Consider the following 18,144-nt stretch of genomic DNA (forward strand, 5'->3'; position numbering starts at 1 on the left):
TCACGCTGGAGCTCGGCGAGCAAGGCAGCATTCCAAACATCACGCGGTCCTCATGGTGGAGGGGATGATGCCGTACTCAATGCCGTGCAGGCCGGTGCCGCGCTCGCGCATCCCGCATGAGCGGTATGCACACCCACGGCTATACCGTTCTGGCCATCGTGAGCGGCTGCTCGCTGATCTTCATTGCCGTCGGCATCCCACCCCCTACAGGAGCATCCTCAAGCTGCGTCAGTTCCTCCGTGGTCAGCTTGAGGTCCGCGGCCTGAGCCGAGTCGGTGATGGAAGCCGGGCGGCTGGCTCCCGGCACCGGGATCACTGCAGGGGAGCGGGCGAGCAGCCAGGCCAGGGCGATCTGCTGCGGGCTGACGCCGCGTTTGGCCGAGATGCGGTGGAAGGCAGTGCCCGCCGAGGTGGGGCAGGAGAGGCCATCGAGGGAGCTGCGCCGGATGCCGCCGAGCGGACTCCAGGGCAAGAACGCCAGACCCAGCTGGTTGCTCAGCCGCAGTTCGGGCTCGCTGTCGCGGACAGCCGGCGAGTACTGGTTCTGCACGCAGACGAGTTTGTCGCCCAGGATCTGATGCGCCTGGCAGATCTGGGCGGTGGTGACGTTGGAGATGCCGGCGGCGCGGATCGTGCCGGCGTCGAGCAGCTCGCGCAGTGCGCCGACAGACTCCGCCCAGGGCACGGCCGGGTCCGGCTTGTGCAGCTGGTACAGGCCGATCGCGTCGACGCCCAGGCGTTTGGCGGAGGCCTCGGCGGCTTGCTTGAGGTGGGTGGGGGCGGCGGTGACGGTCCAGCTGCCGTCGCCGGGGCGGCCGCGGCCGCCCTTGGTGGCCACCAGGACGCCGGAGGTGTCGCCGCGGTAGCGGGACAGGGCGCGGGCGATCAGAAGCTCGTTGTGGCCCACCTCGTCGGCGTGCCAGTGGTAGCTGTCGGCGGTGTCGATGAGCGTGACGCCGGCATCGAGGGCGGCGTGGACGGTGGCGATGGCCCGCGCCTCGTCCGGGCGGTGCTCGATGGACAGCGGCATGGCCCCCAGACCGATGGCGCTGACGGCGGTGTCTGCGATGGTGCGGTACTCCATGGTGACTTTGCACCTCAGGTGGTGGGCGACGGCTCGGTGGTGAAGGCTTCGGCGATGGCACCGGGCAGCCAGTCGGTGGTGCGGGAGAAGGAAAAGCCCAGCTCCCACCCGCGGGCGTTGCTCATCGCGTAGTGGCGGTCGACGGAGAACGGCGAAGCCTCCTCGCCCGCCCGAACGGTCCGGTAATGGGGCTCCCGACCGGCCTGCGTGGCGATGATCGCGGCGAGGCCGTGCACGTCGAGCGAGCCGTCGGAACAGGCGTTGACCGGACCGGTGAAGCCGACTGTGCTCGCCCACATCAGCAGGTCCGCCAGCTCCTCGTAGTGGATGAAGACCGTGGGCAGTGCCTTCGCGTGCACAGTGATCTCCCTGCCCCGGGCGATGCACTCGGCGTAGTGCGCGAGCCGGCCGGTGAACTCCTGCGCGCCGCCGCCCAGCACGTGGGCGCTGCGCACGGAGGCGAACTCGAAGCTTCCGGAACGGGTGAAGACCGCCTCCGCCTGGCGCTTGCCCTCGGCGTAGTGCGCCTCCAGATACGCCTCGTCGTGCCAAGGAAGGTCCGTGGCCACCAGCCAGGTGGCCGGGTCCACGACCTCCTCCGGCACCGGCGTTCCTGCCGGCACAGCCGGCAGCGCGGCGGTCGCGGGGTCGTAGACCTCGATCGTGGAGGTCATGACGTATCGCCGGGTGCGGCCGGCAAAGGCGCGGGCGACGATGGCGGCCTGAACCGGGGTGTAGCAGACCTGGTCCACTACGACGTCGAAGGTGCGCGAGCCGAGCGCCGCCGTCAGGGCGGCCTCGTCGTTCCGGTCGGCGACGAGGTGTTCGACGCCTACGGGTGGCGGGGTCGAGCCGCGGTTGAGCACGGTGACTCGGTAGCCCGCGGCCAGCAGACGCTTCACCAGGAGCTTCCCGAAGTACCGGCTTCCGCCGATGACGCAGATCCTTTGCATGCCCCCACCCTGGCGACCTATCGTCACCAGTAGAAGCCCTGACTTACTGGATGCGTATGAAGGAAAACTGTTGATCGATGTGCAGCGACTCCGCGTTCTGCGGGCGGTTGCGGAACGCGGCAGCTTCAACCAGGCGGCCACGGCTCTCCGCCTCACGCCCTCGGCCGTCTCCCAGCACGTGGCAGCCCTGGAGCGCAGCCTCGGCGCCAAGGTCGTCGCCCGCAGCACCCGCGGCGTCACCCTGACGCAGGCCGGTCAGATCATGGTGGGCGCCGCCGAATCCGTCGCCGCAGAGCTCGAACACGCACAACAACAGGTCGCCCAACTCAGCACCGGGCGTACCCAACTCACCGTCGCCACGTTCACCAGCGGTGGCAGGCTCCTGCTGCCCGCCGCTCTCCCCCGGCTCATGGCAGCCCACCCACGCACTGTGCTCCACATCAGGGAAGGCGAACCCGAGGACACCCTGCCGCTCGTCCGCCAGGGGGCCGTGGACCTCGCCCTCGCCTACCACTTCGACGGCCCGCTGCCCATCGGGCCGGGCCCCAGCTCCAGCCTGCAGTGGACGCCACTCCTGGAGGACCCCCTGCACGTCGTCCTGCCGCAAGGGCACCGCCTCGACAACCGCGACGCGCTCGAACTCGCCGAGCTGGCAGCCGAAACCTGGGTTCTCGGCTGCCTGAAAACCGAGGCGTACCTGCGCCGCTACGCCGAGCGCGCGGGCTTCGATCCGGAAGTGCGCGGCACCACCACCGACTACTTCTTCGCCCGCTCTCTCGTCGCCGCAGGCATCGGCATTTCGTTGATCCCTTCCATCGCGCTCGCCCCGGAGATCCCGGGCCTGTGCACTGTCCCGATCAAGTCGCCGGGCCCGATCCGCCACATCGGTGTCGCCGCCATCAGCCGTAGCGACCAGCCCCACGTCACGACGCTCGTCCAGGCCCTTCGCGAGCAGGCAGTGCAGCAACACCAGGGGCGTTGAGTGACGTGGGCAGGCGTGCTGGCACACGGCGACGCTGACGCGCTGTGGTCGCGTTCCGCACCGCACCGGCCTCGGACTGGCAGCTTTTGATGGGCCTGTAGCCGGGGTCGAGCGGGCGGCCACGAGGGTCAGCGTTCGGCGCGGGGGGTGCTCTTTCGGTTGTGGGAAGCGCGGGCCTTGGCGCGATTGCCGCAGAGCTCCATGGAGCACCAAGTGCGGCGCCGGTTGCGGGAATGGTCGTAGTAGGCCCATCGGCAGCTCGGCTCACGGCACGCCTTGAGGCGGGGCCACGTTCCGTCGGCCACGGCGTTCGCGACGGCGATCAGAAGGGTGGCCACCGCGGCGTCGATCGGGTCGCTGGTGGCGGGAGAGAGCCGCGGCGGCTGACGGCTCACGTCGAGTGTCAACGGGATGTGTGCGGTAAGTGCGGCCAGGGCGGTTCGGGCGGCTGGGTCGAGGCCGTCGGGCCTGGGGCTGGCGACCGTTTCGGTGTTGTTGGCGGCGATCAGTGCCCGCAGGCCCTCGCGCACGGACGCCGCGCGGGCGTGCTGGGCATCGGTCACAGCTGCCTGCCGGGGGATCAGCCCGCGGTCGTGGAGCCACTGGGAGAGCTGCTGCGGTGCTGCGATCACATCGCCGTCGGCGCGGCGGGTGTTGATGAACTCTTCGATCCAGCGCAGCGGCCCGGGCGCTGTACCGGCGGAGTCGTTGTCCGGGCGCGACCCGGTGACCGGCTTCGACGTCATGACGCCATTCTAACCATCTATTGACAGTCACTGGTTACCTAACTAGCGTATCGCCTTCACCAGTTAGATCGAAGGGGTGAGCATGAGCATCAGCATCGGGAACGTCTGCATCGACACCACCGGCCTGGCGGGGGCCTCCGTCTTCTGGCAGGCGGTGACCGGGTACGAGATCGCATCGTCCGACGGCGCCACCACTTATCTGCAGGACCCGGCCAAGAGCGCGGTGGGACTGTCCCTCCAGCGGGTGCCGGAACCGCGCGTGGGCAAGAACCGGACGCATGTGAACCTGTCGACCGACGACCTCGCCTGCCAGGTCGACCGGATCAGCGAGCTCGGCGCGACCGTGGTGCGGCGATTCGACGAGGACGGTTGGGTGGTGCTGGCCGACCCCGCCGGCAATCAGTTCTGCGTGATCGCCGCATAACCGCCGCATAACCGCCGCACCGACGAGAAACAGGGAGAACCAGCGATGGCCTCAGTGATCAGAGAAGTCTCCATCGATGCACCGGCGGAGCGCTGCTGGGCCCTGCTCGGCGACTTCGCCACCGGTCCACAGCGCTTCGCGCCCGGCTACGTCATCGGCAGTCGACTCACCGAGCCCGGTGAGCGACTTGTCACCTTCGCCACCGGCGACGTGGTGCGAGAACGCCTCATCGCTCTCGATGACCAAGCCCGCCGAATCGTCTGGGCCTGGACCGGCGACGCCATCCAGCCCCTTCACAACAACTCCTCCATGCAAGTCTTCGCGCACGGCCCCGACCGCAGCCGACTGGTATGGATACACGACGTACTGCCGGACGAACTCGTCACCGGCCTCGCCTCCGCGATGGACGGCGGCCTCCCGATCATCAAACAAACCCTGGAGGCACACGCCAACCAAGCGCTGGACAACGAGCCTTGCCCAACCTGACCGTAATGACCGCCAGCTGGACGCCAGCGCGACACCAGGCGCTCCCTGGCAGACACTGATGGCGCCCGAGTACTGAGCATCAAATCGACGGGGTCTACGCCTTCGGGCCACAACGGCGAGCCGACGGCTGCACATGCCCCCTGCTGGCCGCAGCAGTAATCCAGGCGCCGAGATCTGCTGCGGCGTGGGGCAATAGGTGGCCGGGAAACTCGACGTCACCCGAATCGGAGCGTGAACAATGGCCGGTATGCCTTCGATCTCCCGCCGTGCCCTCAACAGGACGTTACTCCAGCGCCAGTTGTTGTCGGACCGCAGCGTTCGCCCCGCCCTGGAGGTACTGCGGCACCTCGTCGCCGTGCAGAGCCAGGAGCCCAACTGGCCATACGTCGGCCTCTGGACGCGCATGGAGAATTTCAAGCAAGACGAGCTGACCTCGCTGCTGAACGATCGGCGAGCGGTCCGTTCGACTGTGCTGCGCGGTACGCAACACCTGGTGGCCACCGACGACTTCGGCTGGCTGCGGCCCACCGTCCAGCCAGTGCTGGAGCGCACCTTGCGTGCCGCGTACTACGCGAAGGAGACGGCCGACCTGGACGTCGGTGAACTCGCGTCTTTGGGACGGGAGATCGTCGGTGACCGGACCCTGTTACGGCGTGAGCTGAGCCGCACGCTCGCCGAACGTTGCCCCGGCCACAAGGGCGCCGTACTGGCGGGCGCGGTAGAGCTGCAAGTCCCCCTGGTGCATCCGACTCCCGGCGGCACCTGGGGCACATGGGGAACCCGGGGCGCGATGCCGGTAGCCCTGGCCGAGGCTTGGACCGGGAGGTCCATGGAACCTGCGTCCGTCGAGACGCTGATCGACCGCTACCTGGCGACCTTCGGCCCCGCGAGCATCAAGGACATGCAGGCGTGGTCCGGACTGACGCGCCTGCGCGAGGTGGTCGTCACCATGGGCGCCCGGCTGCGGGTGCTCCACGACGAGCAGGGCTCCGAGCTCTTCGACCTGGCGGACGCCTCCTACGCCCACGCCGACAGTGTGGCCCCGGTGCGACTCCTTCCGGCCTACGACAACCTCCTCCTCGGCCACGCAGACCGGACGCGGGTCATCGGCGACGAGGACCGAAAGCTGGTCATGCCCGGGCAGGGACAGGTCCTGCCCACCTTCCTCGTCGACGGATTCGTCCGTGGTACCTGGGCCCTGGAGGAACGCCGACTGTGGATCTCGCCCTTCCGGGCACTATCGAGGACAGACAGCGCCGCCGTGGCCGAGGAAGCCGCACGACTACTGCCCTTCCTCGTCGAGGACACCACCGGTTACGACATCACCGTGCGCTGATGGCCTCACTCGCCCTGTCCAAATGTGCCGCAAGCCCGCGTTGATCAGAGGCGCTGCCGAACTTACAGCCAGGTGCGGCGAGTTCCGTACCATGCCGCGCAGCCGCGATCACGATGGTGCGCGGGATACCTACTCGGCGGCGACCGCGTTTCACCAGGTCAGCGAATTCCGTCGGTTGGCCGCCCTGCAACCCCGAAACAGCCACAACATGACCAGCCCGGCCTTGACGAAGGGCAATAGGGCCACCCCCGACAGGCTGTCAGGTCCTTACTCGCGAGGGCGCGTTCTCACCGCTGGGTGCTCCTCGAGCCAGTCCGACAGCTTGTGAGCGAAGCCGAGGACGTCCGGCCGGGGTCAGCTCTCCCGTACCGCCCGGCGGTCGGTAAGAGCCCGCGCCTTGGCATTTTCGATGTGCTGCCGCATCCTCTTCGACGCGCCCTCCGCGTCTCCCGCGGCCATCATGTCGAGTACTGCGGAGTGTTCGCGCGCCGGGGACTCGGCCTCGGAGGCGCCGAGTTCGGTGAAGAGACGGAAACGCTGGACATGGCCGCCGAGGGAACGGTAGGCAGTCTCCAGGAACGGGTTGTCGCACTGGGCGGCGATGCGTAGATGGAAGCGCTCGTCGGCGGCCCAGTACGGACGCACCGAGGCCGCAGGGGGCGCCGTCGCACACCGTTTCAGCTCCTGGATGCTCTCCTTGAGCTCGTCCAGAAACTCCGGTGTGGTGCGCCGGGCCGCCTCGTGGACCATCGCCGGTTCCAGGACGAGCCGCGCGTCCATCAGTTTGATCAGTTCGCGCTCGGTGAAGAGCGGTGCGACGCGATACCCCTTGAGTGCTTCCCTGCGCACCAGACCGGTGTGCTCCAGGCGTGCGAGGGCCTCGCGAAGCGGGGTCTGGCTGACATTCAGCTCCCGGGACAGGGCTCCGATGTTCACGGACTGCCCCGGTGACCACAGACCGTCCATGAACTGGCCGAGGAGTACCTCATACATCTTGTCGGCCAGGGGTTGCCGGGCGGGCGGACGCGTCATAGCCATCATGCCTCCTTCAGTGCCCGACCCTAGCGCAGCCGCTCCTCACTTTTGATCACAGCCAAATCCTATACTATTTTGCTTAGCGCTATAGTATAGCGACAACTCGAAGGGGACCCGATGCATGTCAGCGGCCCGCCAGTGGTGCTCGTGACCACGGCGTATCTGGAACCAGAGGGCGAGGTCGACCGCCTGTTGCGGGAAGCCGGTTTCCGTACCGTCTTCGCGCGGCCGGTGGACCGGCGCGCCGCGGAACGGTCGATGCCGACGGCCGTCGCCCACGCAAAAGCCTCGGGCATCGTCGCGGGCACCGACGCGTTCACCGCCGAGGCGCTCCGGGCGTCCACCGGGCTGCGGGTCGTGGCCCGGTGCGGCGCCGGTTACGACAACGTGGACGTGGCCGCCGCCACCCGGCACGGCATCGCCGTCACCCACACGCCCGGCGCCAACCGGCAGTCGGTCGCCGAACATGTCCTCGGACTGATGGTGAGCTGCGCTCGGGGCATTCCGCAGAGCGTCGCCGACGTGCGAGCAGGGGGCTGGTCCCAGCCCAGCGGACGGGAGCTGGCGGGGGCCACGCTCGGGGTGGTCGGGCTCGGCTCGATCGGGCGGGCCGTCGCACGCCTCGGTACGGCGCTCGGCATGCGGGTCGTGGGACACGACCCGCAGCTGGATGCCGCCTTCCTCAAGGAGAGCGGGGTTGTCGCCCTGCCGCTGCACGAGGTGCTGGCCGAGGCCGACTTCGTGACGTTGCACCTCGCACTCGACGCCTCGACCCGGCACTTGATCGACGGTGCCGCGCTGCGCCGGATGCGGCCCGGCGCGTATCTGATCAACACCGCGCGCGGCGGCATCGTCGACGAGGAGGCCCTCGCCGACGCGCTCGCCGGGGGCCTGCTCGCCGGCGCCGCACTGGATGTGACAGAGCGGGAGCCACTGCCGCCGGACTCCCGGCTGCGGGCGTTCGGCAATGTGCTGGTCACCGGTCACATCGCGGGCGCCACGGTGCAGGCCCGGTCTCGGTCCAGCCTCTTGGCGGCTCGGCAGGTGATCGACGTCCTATCCGGACGGCCGCCCGCGCATCTCGTCAATCCTGACTGCGCGGCCGCCCGCGCCGAGGTGCGGTGATGGGGGCCGTCGGGCGGCCGGGCAGTCGCGGCAAGGGGGCCCTGCCGGCCGCGGGCGCGGGTACGCAGCGGGGGGCGCTTTCAGCGCGCATGCCCTTGGCCGCGTACCCGGAAGCACAGCCGGTGGCGCCTGCGGGCAGTGTGTCGTCCGCAGTGCCCGCAGGCGCCCTTCGGGTGCCGGGCGGTCCGCCCCTGGCCGCCAACCTCAAGTGGCTCTTCACGGAGCTGCCCTTCGAGCGGCGCTTCGAGGCGGCGGCCGAGGCGGGCTTCGCCGGCGTCGAGTACGCGGCGCCCTATGCGTATTCTCCGGTGCGGCTGCGCGGGCTGCTGCGGGACGCGGGGCTGCGGCAGGTTCTCATCAACTCGCCTGCCGGGGAGCCCGGTTCACCGGAGCGGGCGGGGCTCGCCTGCCATCCGGGGCGGACCGCGGACTTCCGCGCCGGGATCGAGCGCGCTCTGATGTACGCGGCCGATCTCGGCGCAGGGCTCCTGCACGTCCTGGCGGGGGTCGTGCCGCCGGACGTGAGTGCCGAGCGCGCCTTCGCCACGTACATCACCCACCTCGCCTGGGCCGCCGACCGGGCGCACGGCACCGGCGTGCGGATCGTCATCGAGGCGCAGAACGAGCGTGACGCGCCCGGGTACTTCCTGCGCACCCAGGCCCAGGCGGCGGCGGTCGTGGAAGCGGTGGGCCACGACCGGGCGGGGCTGCTGCTCGACCTCTACCACGCCCAGGTCACCGAGGGAGATCTCGTGCGGACCGTGCACACCTATCTGCCGTACGCCCTGCACCTGCAGATCGCCGACCCGCCCGACCGCACCGAGCCGGGCACCGGCGAGGTCCGCTGGCCGCGCGTCTTGGACGCCGTGCACGAGGCCGGGTACGCGGGCTGGGTCGGCTGCGAGTACCGGCCCGCCGACGGCACGGCGGCCGGGCTCGGCTGGGTCACGGAGGTGCGGGCATGAACACCCCCACTCCCCCGCGCCCGCCCGCCGCTCACACTCGGCCCGGCGTCGCTTCCGCACACAGCCAAACCCCCTACGCCCAGCCCGGCACGACCTGCGCGCACAACGAAACCCCCTCCGCCCAGTCCGACATGACCTCCGCACACAGCGAAGCCCCCTCAGTTCGCCTCCGTGCAGCCGCCGCTCGCGGCGGCACCGCCGCACCCGGCCCCCGCCCGGCTGCACCCCGCAACGACGCCCCTTCCACCCGCCCCCGCATCGCGCTGATCAGCGCCACACCGGCGGCGATCGGGCCCGCCGTGGACGGGCTCGCCGATGCCTTTCCCGAGGCGGAGCCCTGGAATCTGCTCGACGACGCCCTGCTCACCGACGCCGCCGCGCAGGGCGGGCTCACCCCGGCCCTCGCCGACCGGATGCGGCGGCTGATCACGCACGCCGTCGAGGGCGGCGCCCGGGGGGTGCTGCTGACGTGTTCGCTCTACGGGCCGGTGGCGGCTCGTGCGGATGTGGGTGTCCCGGTCCTGGCGGCGGATTCCGCCGCCTTCGCCGCGGCCCTGGCGGGCGGGCACCGCCGCGTGCTCGTCCTCGCCACGTTCACCGCGGCGTTGGACGATTGCCTGGAGCGCTTTCGCGCCGCGGCGCGGGCCGCCCACTCCCCCACCGAGGCCGTCGGCCGGGTGATCGCGCCGGGGGACCGCCCGGACCCGGCAGGGGCGGACGCCATTCTCCTGGCCCAGTACTCGCTTGCGCCCCGCGCCGATGAGCTTTCCGCCGCTCTCGGGCTGCCCGTGCACGCGGGCCCGCGGACCGCGGCCCGCGCCCTGCGGGCCGCAGTGGGAGACATCCCTACGGCGGGCGAGGGAGGTGCGGCGTGCTCGGAGTGATCGCGGACGATGTGACGGGGGCGAGCGATGTGGCGCTGGCCCTGCGGGAGAGCGGCCTACGGACCGTCCTGTACTTCGGGCTGCCGGCCGAAGGCCTGGAGCCGCCCGGCGGGCACGAGGCCGTGGTCATCGCACTCAAGAGCCGGATGGCCACCCCGGCGCGGGCCGTCGCGGATTCGCTGGAGGCGCTGCGCCGGCTGCGCGGGCACGGCGTGCGGCAGGTCTACTTCAAGTTCTGTTCCACCTTCGACTCCACCGCGGACGGCAACATCGGACCGGTCCTGGACGCGCTGGCCGACGCCCTGGACGCGCCCGCCGTGCTCTTGACGCCCAGCTCGCCGCGGCACGGCCGCACCCAGTACGAGGGCCACCTCTTCGTGCACGGCCAGCCGTTGGCCGAATCACCGATGCGGCACCACCCGGTGACGCCGATGACCGACTCGTCGCTGCCCCGGCTGCTGCGGGCACAGACGAACCGGCCGGTCGGGCTTGTGCGGTGGCAAACCGTACATGCGGGCGCCGAGGCCGTCCGCACGACGATGGTCGACGCGGCGGCCCGCGGTGTCCGCTACCTGCTGGCCGACGCCCTCGACGAGAACGACCTGCGCACCCTCGGCCGTGCCGCCGCCGGAGCCCCCCTGGTCGCCGGGGCCGCCGGACTGGCCGGCGGGCTCGCCCGCACCGCGCGGGGCCAGGCCCCCGACGCCTACGACGAGGACGAGGACGAGCCGATGTCGGCCTGGCCCGCCGCCGTCCTGTGCGGCAGCTGCTCGGCACGCACCCTGGAGCAACTCGCTGCCTTGCGCGCCCTGGGCCGGCCCGTGCACCGGCTCGACCCTGTCGCCACCCCCGACCCGGCCGCGCTCGCCGATAACGCCCTGGACTGGTACGACGCGCTGGCGCCCGGCATGCCCCGCGGAGCACCGGTCTTCCACTCCTCCGCCCCGCCCGAGGAACTGCGCGCCACTCAACGGGAGTTGGGCGCCGAACGAGCCGCCACCGTCCTTGAAGAGGCCACCGGACGCATCGCCGCCGGACTCGTGACGCGGGGCGTACGGCGTCTGATCGCGGCCGGCGGCGAGACGTCGGGAGCGGTGATCGCCGCACTCAGGGTCACCGGTGGCTGGGTCGGCCGGGCCGCCGCGCCCGGCGTCCCGTGGATCCGCCCCACCTCCGGCCCCGGCATCGTGCTGCTGCTCAAGTCGGGAAACTTCGGCGGCCCCGACTTCCTCGCCACCGCATCGGCACCTGCCCCGCCCCCCGTGCTCCACCCCTACGGACGCACCGAAGGAGCCCGCTCATGAACGCCACGCCTCCCCACTCCACCACCGCCCCCACCGGCCCCATATCCGCGCCCGCCGCTCCGCCGACCGCCCCTGCCCCCGCGGAACACGCGCCAACCCCCGCATCCCTGTCCCACCCGGCCGCACGCGCCGCCGTCATCGCCACCGCCCGCGCGCTGGCCGCCCGCGGGCTCGTGCACGGCCGCACCGGCAACGTGTCGCTGCGTACCGGCGACGGCACCATCCTCATCACCCCGACCGGCGCCGATCCGGCAGCCATAGAGGCACAGGACCTGTCCGTCATCGACGCCGCGGGCACCCACCTGCACGGGCCACCGCCGTCGAAGGAGGCCTTCCTGCACGCGGCCGTGCTGCGCGCGCGCCCCGACGCACGGGCCGTCGTGCACACGCATTCCCCGCACGCCGCCGCCCTGTCCTGTCTCGAGGGCCTGGACCCGGACGACGCGCTGCCCGCGCTCACCGCCTACTTCGCCCTGCGTGTCGGCCGGCTGCCGCTGCTCCCCTACGCCGCGCCCGGAAACGTACGGCTCGCCGAACTGGCCGCGGACAAGGCCCGCACCCATGCGGCGTTGCTGCTGCGCCACCACGGCCCGGTCGTAGCGGCCCCCGGCCTGGACGCGGCCCTCGAGGCCGTCGAGGAACTGGAGCAGACGGCGCGGATCTTCCTGCTGCTCCGCGGCACGGACCACGCCCGGCTGACCGAGGCGCAGCGCGCGGACCTCACCCCGCAACCACCACGCCCGGTGGCCCTGTTCAGTGCCCTCGCCATCAAGAAGGCGCTCGACGATGTCGTTCTGGAGGCCTTCACCAGCACGAGCGGCCTCGATGTCGAAGGCGTCTACGAACCCACGAACGTACTGCTGCGCCACCTGGCCTCCGGCGCGCGCCCCGACGTCATGGTCGGCGTGACGGGCGCCCTCGAACAGCTGGCAGCCTCCGGACAGCTCGCGGCGTCCTCGCTGCGGCCGCTCGCGCGGGTGGGCATCGGGGTGGCCGTGCCGCCTGGTGCGCCCGCCGTGGATCTCTCCAGTACCGACGCGCTCGTACGGGCACTGACGTCCGCGCGCTCGGTCGCGTACTCGCGGACGGGCGCGAGCGGTGTCGCGTTCGCCGCCCTCCTGGAGCGGCTCGGCATCGCGGACGAGGTCAACTCCCGTAGCACGGTGGTCGAGAAGGGCTTCACCGCGCTCGCGGTGACGGACGGGCGCGCCGACCTGGCCGTACAGCAGCTGAGCGAACTGCGCTTCGTTCCGGGCGCCCGGATTGCGGGCCCCTTCCCCGAGGAGGTCCAGCACTACACCGAGCTTTCTGTGGCGCTGGGCGCGCATGCCCTGAGCAGTGCCGGGGCCGCGGCCCTTCTGCGGCACCTGACCGCCGCCCCCGCGCGTGCGGCGTACCGCGCGTGCGGCCTCGAAGACCCACGCCGGTGAACGCCATCCTCGCCCTGGGGGCGTTCATCGGCGTCATCGTCGTATGGAACGTGGCGTTCAGGCGGAACATCGGCGAGGCCATGGTGCTCGGGTTCCTCGCGAGCGCGGCGTTCGGCGGCACGAACGCGCCGCGCGTGGCCGGGGAGAGCCTCATGGAGGGGCTGAAGTCGGAGATCACGTTCGCGGCGCTCGCGTTCGTCTTCGTCAGCGAACTGCTCACGCGTACCGGCCTGGTGCACCGGATGATCGACATCCTCAGCTCGCTGCTCGGCCGCCGCAAGGGCGGTTCCGCGTACGCGGCGACGGTCGCCTCCGGCCTGTTCGGCGCCGTCGCGCACAACGGCGCGGCCATCGTCGCCACCGTCGGCTCCCTGGCCATTCCGTGGATGAAGCGGTCCCGCGCCAGTGGCGAGACGGCCGCGCTCGTGCTGTCCGGCAACGCGGGGGTGGGCGCCACCTTTCCGTTCAGCGGCGCGTTCTTCGTGCTGCTCGCGGCACCGACCGTGGTCCCGGTGCTCTCCTCACGCGATGTCGTGGCCACCCTGTTCGTCACCGGCGCGTGGATGGTCGCGATGCGGCTCGTCATCGCGTACGCGATCGTGCGGTGGCGCGGAGTGGGCACCATGGCGGCGACGGACATCAGGCCGTTGCGGGACTCCTTCGGCACGGGCTGGACCTCGCTCCTGGTCCTTGCCGCCGTCGCCGTGCCGGTGCTGCTGACGACGGGTCCGGCCAGCGACTGGGCCAGTGGCCGGCTCGGCGGACTCGACGCCGCGGACGCGGTGCCCCTGCTCGTGTGGCTGCCGGTGGTCATGCTGATCGCCGGGCTCCTGGTGGAGCGGCGGGCACTGCCGCACGGCGGGCCCGACTGGTGGCGGACCCTGGGCGAGATCGGCCCGAAGCTGGGTCTTGTGGGCGTGACGATGGTGTCGGCGTTCGCGGCCTCGGAGGTCCTCGCCCGGCTCGGCCTCGGCGAAGAGCTCGCGCCCTACCTGGAGGACCTCCAGGGCGTGCCATCGCTGGCGGCGGCGCTCGTGGTGGGCCTGGTCCTCGTTATTGTCGCGGGCCCCCTCAACACCACCTCCACCCTGTCGGCCGTCGGTCCCGTCGCGTTCGCCGCACTCACCGCCGCGGGCATCCCCGCGCACGTCGCCTTCGCGTCGGTCATCGTATGGGCCTCCTCGGAGGGGTGTTCGCCGCCGGGCGCCGCGCCGCTGTACGTGGCCGCCGGCATCGCCGACATCAACCCCGCCCACATCTTCGTGCCCGTCGCCCTTTACTACCTGCTGCCGACCTATGTGTTCGGTGTCCTGATGGCGGTGGGCGTGCTGTGGATCCCGGGCTGAACCCGATGAGCCGCACAGAGAACGGAGAGCCTCATGCAGTACATCCGTGCCTTCCTCCTGGGCGCGACCCGCGTCCTGCTCATCGCCTTCCTGCTCGGCGGACTCCTTGTGGTGATCGGCCAAGTCGTGGCCCTCTTTGCCGGCGACCGGCACCTCATGGAGCTGTTCGGCACGGAAGTCACCGAGGTGGTGTGCATGATGGCGGGGGCCGCGGGCATCTGCTCGTTCCTTCTCCTGTACGTACGGGACCGCAGCACCGGCGATGCCCCGCGGCGCCACGGGAGCGGACCAGCCGAGAATGACGGCAAAAGTGTCTGGGACTGAGCTTGTTCCTTATCCTCCACCCCGGCCGGATCATCACTCTTTGGAGTGATTGCAGGGTGCGGGGTGGCCTTCCTCGCGATGCTGAACTCTGCCACTGCGTACGGGGCCGACCGGCGGGAGGCGCTCGCGGAACTGTCCCGCTTCCGGACGGCCTTCTACGGGTGTCTGACTGCGCGGGCGGATGCGTTCTTCGAGCTGACCGACGGTGCGCCACGAAGCGCTGATGTACCGGATGGGGGTGAAAGACCGCCCATCGTTCCGCCGTCGTAGCGGCGGGACGAAGCTGGAGGGAGCCTGCCCCGGGGATCGCCGGGAAGGGTGGAAGTAACCGCGACAAAGTCGCGACGGCCCAGAACTACCGGATGGGCCGGGCGCGGTGAGCGAGACGGGAAGGTATACGCGAGAAACCGGTTACGTTACGCCTCTTGACAGCTCGCCAGCTCTAACCCGGTGGATTTGGGCTGGTTCGCGGTGCGCACCCGCTCTCTCTCGAGAGCGGGGAACTTCTGGTTGGGTCTCGTCTGTCTGAATCAGGAGGCCACGTCGAATTGTCTACGGCAGTAGACGTGGCGATACCGCAGGGGTAGAGCCGGGTGCCCAACCCGTCGACCGGACAACAGTGAGCTTCTTCGAGTTGGCCACCGATCGGGTGACGGTCCGTGAAGCGAAACGAGCGAGACCCCGGGCTGTTGATCGAGATGTCTGACGTCTCAATTACGTTGCTCGGGGGCCTCGTTGGTCGTCCATCCTGCCGCACTCGACCTGCCGCACGCACTCGTGGAGTGGGTCACCATGCTGATCGTCACCCATGAGGGCGACCGGCGCTGCAAGCTCCGTCCGTCCCAGCGCGCGATGGTGGCACTGGTATACCTGCGCGAGCACACCACTTTGGCGAAGATCGCCGCCGGGTTCGGGATCAGCGAGTCCACCGCCCATGCCTACATCAGCGCGGTCGTCGACCTGCTCGCCGCGCGTGCGCCGGGTCAGCTGAGGACGCTGCGCGAGCATGACCCCGACTTCGTCCTGCTCGACGGAACCCTTGCCGAGTGCGACCGGGTCGGTGACGGCCGGGCCGACTACTCCCACAAGCACCGGCGCCACGGCGTGAACGTGCAGGTCGTCACCGATCCCGGCGGCCGGCTGCTGTGGCTCTCGCCCGCCCTGCCGGGCCGCACTCACGACCTGACCGCCGCCCGCACCCACCGGATCATCCGCATGCGAGCGCCAGGGCCTTCCCATCGTGGCCGATCTCGCCTACCAGGGCGCCGGTCCGTGGCTGACCTCGGGCATCAAACGCAGGCCCCTGCAGGAACTGACCCCGACTGAGAAGACCCGCAACCGTGCCCTGGCCGCCACACGGGCACCCGTCGAACGCGGTGTCGCCCGCCTGAAGTCCTGGCGGATCTTCCGCAGGTCCCGATGCAGTCCCAACCGCATGGCGTCAATCGCCAAGGCCGTCCTCACACTGGAGCTGCAACGCTGAAGAAGCTCAGTGAACCTGAGCCTTGCGCAGCACAGATGACACGACCTGATCGCCCACCAGCTAACTGACAAAGCCACAGGCCAGGCCGATGATCCGGCACAGCGCCCACATTCACTGCAGCTACTGGCACACTGCAATCCCCCGCCCACCGAAGCACCACAAACTGATCAGTGCAGGCCAGACCACCAACTACTGATCAAAAGACCGACCCTGGACACCTCCCTGGCCGAGCTGGGGATTGAGTGGGCATGAACAACGACGCAAAGACCGCGACGGGGCCGGGCGGGAGCGACTCCGTCGTCCACTCCCAGGGCGGCCACCGGTACCACCGCACTGCCGACTGCCGCGCCTTCCGGGCCAGGCGAAGGGTGGGCGCCCGGCCGGCTCCTTGCCCGGCGTATCCGCCACGAGCCCGAGTACGACGCGATCGTCCGCGGCAAGGACCCCTGCCGCGTGTGCATCCCCGGCACACCCCTGCCGTTCCGCATGTCGCCCACGTTCGGACAGAAGCGGACCTGTACAGGCTGCGGCACCAGCGACGAGGGCTGCGGCGGCGGCTGCGCGACCACCTGCGGGTCCGAGGGGAGATATGCGCACGCTGCACATCCGATGTCGGCCACTCCGTGTGGCCCTGCACCAGCGCAATCGTCCTCGGCCGCGCTGAACCGCTGCGCCGCTGTGTGCCGCGCTGACCACATTGGGAGTTGGGCCTCCCGTCGTCGCTGGAGAGCAGCTGCGTAGCATCGCCGTTGTCGCAGCACCATTCACGGGGAGGGGCACCCAGATGGCATTGGTAGCAGGGGAGTGATGGGGATCCGCGGTTTTGGTTCTGGCCGCAGTTTCGTGAATGCCGCGCAGTTCAGCGGTGATGGAGGAAGGCTCCGTCTGATCTTGTGCTCCGACCAGGATGCACGTGACTGCGACGAAGGCCGTGATGGTGAGTCTGCTGGCTGACGCTGCCCGGGCGGAGGCGTTGGCGGACGCCTCACGTTTCCGCGGCGAGTTCTACGCGTGTCTGACCGCCCGGCGGGACGAGCTGGTCGAACTGGCTGACGCGGTGCTGTGTGTCGAAGGACCGGTGGTCTCGCCGGTGGATCTGACGCTGGTGCCTGAACATCGGCGAGGGCACGGAGCGTTGTACGGAGCCCTCAACCATGGCCGGATCGACGTTGAACGATTACGGACGGTGCTGGCCGGGCTGCCGTTGCCACCCGACACGTCCTGCGCAGCGGAATACCGCAGTGGCCCCAGCACGGGCCGGGGCGACACAAGGTGCTTGTCAAGTCACGTTGAGGTAAGAGGCTGGCTCAGCGGTGTTCGCCCCGTGCGGGCGGCGGCCCATCCGTCACCGACCGAGGAGCTGCAAATGACCAGGAAGACATCCCGTATGACAGCCGGTGACCACCCCGACATCCGACGTCCCGACTCCGCTCTGGTCCGGATCCATGAGTGGGCAGCGCAGGGAAAGGAAGAACAGAGCGCGAAGGCCGCCGACCTGCTCGAGACGTGGGGGCAGGAGCCGTGGCCCGATGCGCTGCTGTCCCGCAGTCTCTTTGTGGGCACCGACCATGACGCTCTCCTCAGTTACGAGCAGTGGGCAGATAAGGACGCCATCCCGGCCGACGCGAGGGCGAGGACGTTCTACCGCCGCCTGAGCGTGATCGCGGACGACGAGAGGCGGGTGCCCGGTGTCATCGCGTTCGCCGAGATCGACGTCGACGACGCAGAGGCGGCCCAGGACATGCTCGACGCCGTCACCCAGGCACTGGCGGCGGACCCGGAGCCGGACCACCCGTGGGGCATCTCGGCCAACTTCCACGTCAGCACGGACGGTCGGCGGGTAGTCAACCTGTCCGAGTGGATGTCTCCAGAACACCATCAGGAGGGATTCGCCGACACCACCCGCTCCAGCCGCCCAGCCTGGCTACAGTTCAGGGCCCTTTCGGGAGTGCGCCCGATCGGAGTGCGGCGCTTTCGCCTGCACACACCCGCCCCCTGACAACGATCTCGGCGTGGTGGGGTCATGACGCCCCGGCACGGTGTTGGGGCCACTCCCACCTGGGCGGTCAGTCAGCGGCAACCACTGAAGTCGATGGTCGAGCCTTCCCCGATTTCGGGGAACTTGCCACAGGGCGCGACGGTGACCGGGCTCGTGGGGAGATTGCCGCAACCGATGCCTGGGGCGGAAGCCCACCGGTTTCCTGCCGCCCGTCGAAGGGGTTGACGGCGCAGGTCAG

General features: G+C 70.2%; 15 protein-coding genes and 2 pseudogenes. 13 read left to right on the plus strand and 4 right to left on the minus strand.

The features are described 5' to 3' along the window. Window positions 1-139 precede the first annotated feature (139 nt). Together E5671_RS02800 and E5671_RS02805 are read right to left on the minus strand one after the other, a co-directional pair. On the minus strand, window positions 140-1,084 hold the full coding sequence (locus E5671_RS02800; protein ID WP_160502287.1) for an aldo/keto reductase: 945 nt from the start codon (window positions 1,082-1,084) through the stop codon (window positions 140-142). A 14-nt stretch (window positions 1,085-1,098) separates the two neighbouring features. Next, window positions 1,099-2,037, minus strand: coding sequence for an NAD-dependent epimerase/dehydratase family protein (locus tag E5671_RS02805; RefSeq protein WP_160502288.1), 939 nt, complete (start codon window positions 2,035-2,037; stop codon window positions 1,099-1,101). A gap of 70 nt (window positions 2,038-2,107) precedes the next feature. Here E5671_RS02805 and E5671_RS02810 point away from each other — a divergent pair, with 70 nt between their 5' ends. Beyond that, complete coding sequence (locus E5671_RS02810; RefSeq protein WP_160502289.1) at window positions 2,108-3,019, plus strand: LysR family transcriptional regulator; 912 nt, start codon at window positions 2,108-2,110, stop codon at window positions 3,017-3,019. 128 nt (window positions 3,020-3,147) lie between these two features. Here the strand turns inward: E5671_RS02810 and E5671_RS02815 are convergent, their stop codons facing one another. Continuing rightward, a complete protein-coding gene (locus E5671_RS02815; RefSeq protein WP_160502290.1) occupies window positions 3,148-3,765 on the minus strand; it encodes a CGNR zinc finger domain-containing protein in 618 nt (205 codons plus the stop codon). A gap of 82 nt (window positions 3,766-3,847) precedes the next feature. On the opposite strand from E5671_RS02815, the gene E5671_RS02820 reads away from it, so the two are divergent. The 3 genes from E5671_RS02820 to E5671_RS02830 all read left to right on the plus strand — a co-directional run bounded on the left by E5671_RS02820 (window position 3,848) and on the right by E5671_RS02830 (window position 6,011). Then, a complete protein-coding gene (locus E5671_RS02820; protein ID WP_160502291.1) occupies window positions 3,848-4,189 on the plus strand; it encodes a VOC family protein in 342 nt (113 codons plus the stop codon). A 45-nt stretch (window positions 4,190-4,234) separates the two neighbouring features. Beyond that, a complete protein-coding gene (locus E5671_RS02825) occupies window positions 4,235-4,675 on the plus strand; it encodes an SRPBCC family protein (RefSeq protein WP_160502292.1) in 441 nt (146 codons plus the stop codon). Between the two features lie 247 nt (window positions 4,676-4,922). Then, complete coding sequence (locus E5671_RS02830) at window positions 4,923-6,011, plus strand: winged helix DNA-binding domain-containing protein (protein WP_160502293.1); 1,089 nt, start codon at window positions 4,923-4,925, stop codon at window positions 6,009-6,011. Between the two features lie 354 nt (window positions 6,012-6,365). Here E5671_RS02830 and E5671_RS02835 read toward each other — a convergent pair whose 3' ends face one another. Then, window positions 6,366-7,043 carry a GntR family transcriptional regulator gene (locus tag E5671_RS02835; RefSeq protein ID WP_237330064.1) on the minus strand — a complete coding sequence of 226 codons (678 nt, stop codon included), beginning with the start codon at window positions 7,041-7,043 and terminating at the stop codon, window positions 6,366-6,368. Window positions 7,044-7,163: 120 nt separating this feature from the next. Here E5671_RS02835 and E5671_RS02840 point away from each other — a divergent pair, with 120 nt between their 5' ends. The 9 genes and pseudogenes from E5671_RS02840 to E5671_RS02885 form a co-directional block, all read left to right on the plus strand. Then, entirely contained in the window at window positions 7,164-8,171 is a 1,008-nt protein-coding gene (locus tag E5671_RS02840) for a phosphoglycerate dehydrogenase (RefSeq protein WP_202120993.1), read from the plus strand. Between the two features lie 89 nt (window positions 8,172-8,260). Beyond that, entirely contained in the window at window positions 8,261-9,136 is an 876-nt protein-coding gene (locus E5671_RS02845; protein WP_160502295.1) for a hydroxypyruvate isomerase family protein, read from the plus strand. Further along, the gene (locus E5671_RS02850) at window positions 9,133-10,020 is read left to right on the plus strand and encodes a hypothetical protein (RefSeq protein WP_237330065.1); all 888 of its coding nucleotides are present in this window, start codon (window positions 9,133-9,135) and stop codon (window positions 10,018-10,020) included. The genes E5671_RS02845 and E5671_RS02850 overlap by 4 nt, the downstream gene beginning before the upstream one ends. Further along, window positions 10,008-11,324: a 3-oxo-tetronate kinase gene (gene otnK, locus E5671_RS02855; protein WP_160502296.1), complete on the plus strand. Its 1,317-nt coding sequence runs from the start codon at window positions 10,008-10,010 to the stop codon at window positions 11,322-11,324. The genes E5671_RS02850 and otnK overlap by 13 nt, the downstream gene beginning before the upstream one ends. Then, window positions 11,321-12,754, plus strand: a complete 1,434-nt coding sequence (locus tag E5671_RS45935; RefSeq protein ID WP_237330066.1) for a class II aldolase/adducin family protein — start codon at window positions 11,321-11,323, stop codon at window positions 12,752-12,754. The genes otnK and E5671_RS45935 overlap by 4 nt, the downstream gene beginning before the upstream one ends. Then, entirely contained in the window at window positions 12,751-14,100 is a 1,350-nt protein-coding gene (locus E5671_RS02870; RefSeq protein ID WP_160502297.1) for a TRAP transporter large permease subunit, read from the plus strand. The genes E5671_RS45935 and E5671_RS02870 overlap by 4 nt, the downstream gene beginning before the upstream one ends. A gap of 33 nt (window positions 14,101-14,133) precedes the next feature. Beyond that, on the plus strand, window positions 14,134-14,424 hold the full coding sequence (locus tag E5671_RS02875) for a hypothetical protein (protein ID WP_202120994.1): 291 nt from the start codon (window positions 14,134-14,136) through the stop codon (window positions 14,422-14,424). Between the two features lie 735 nt (window positions 14,425-15,159). Beyond that, window positions 15,160-15,907: pseudogene (locus E5671_RS02880) on the plus strand (transposase). A 934-nt stretch (window positions 15,908-16,841) separates the two neighbouring features. Continuing rightward, a pseudogene (locus tag E5671_RS02885) lies at window positions 16,842-17,117 on the plus strand (transposase); the annotation flags it as partial. Window positions 17,118-18,144: the final 1,027 nt, after the last annotated feature.

The sequence above is a fragment of the Streptomyces sp. BA2 genome (assembly GCF_009769735.1).
Lineage (GTDB): Bacteria > Actinomycetota > Actinomycetes > Streptomycetales > Streptomycetaceae > Streptomyces.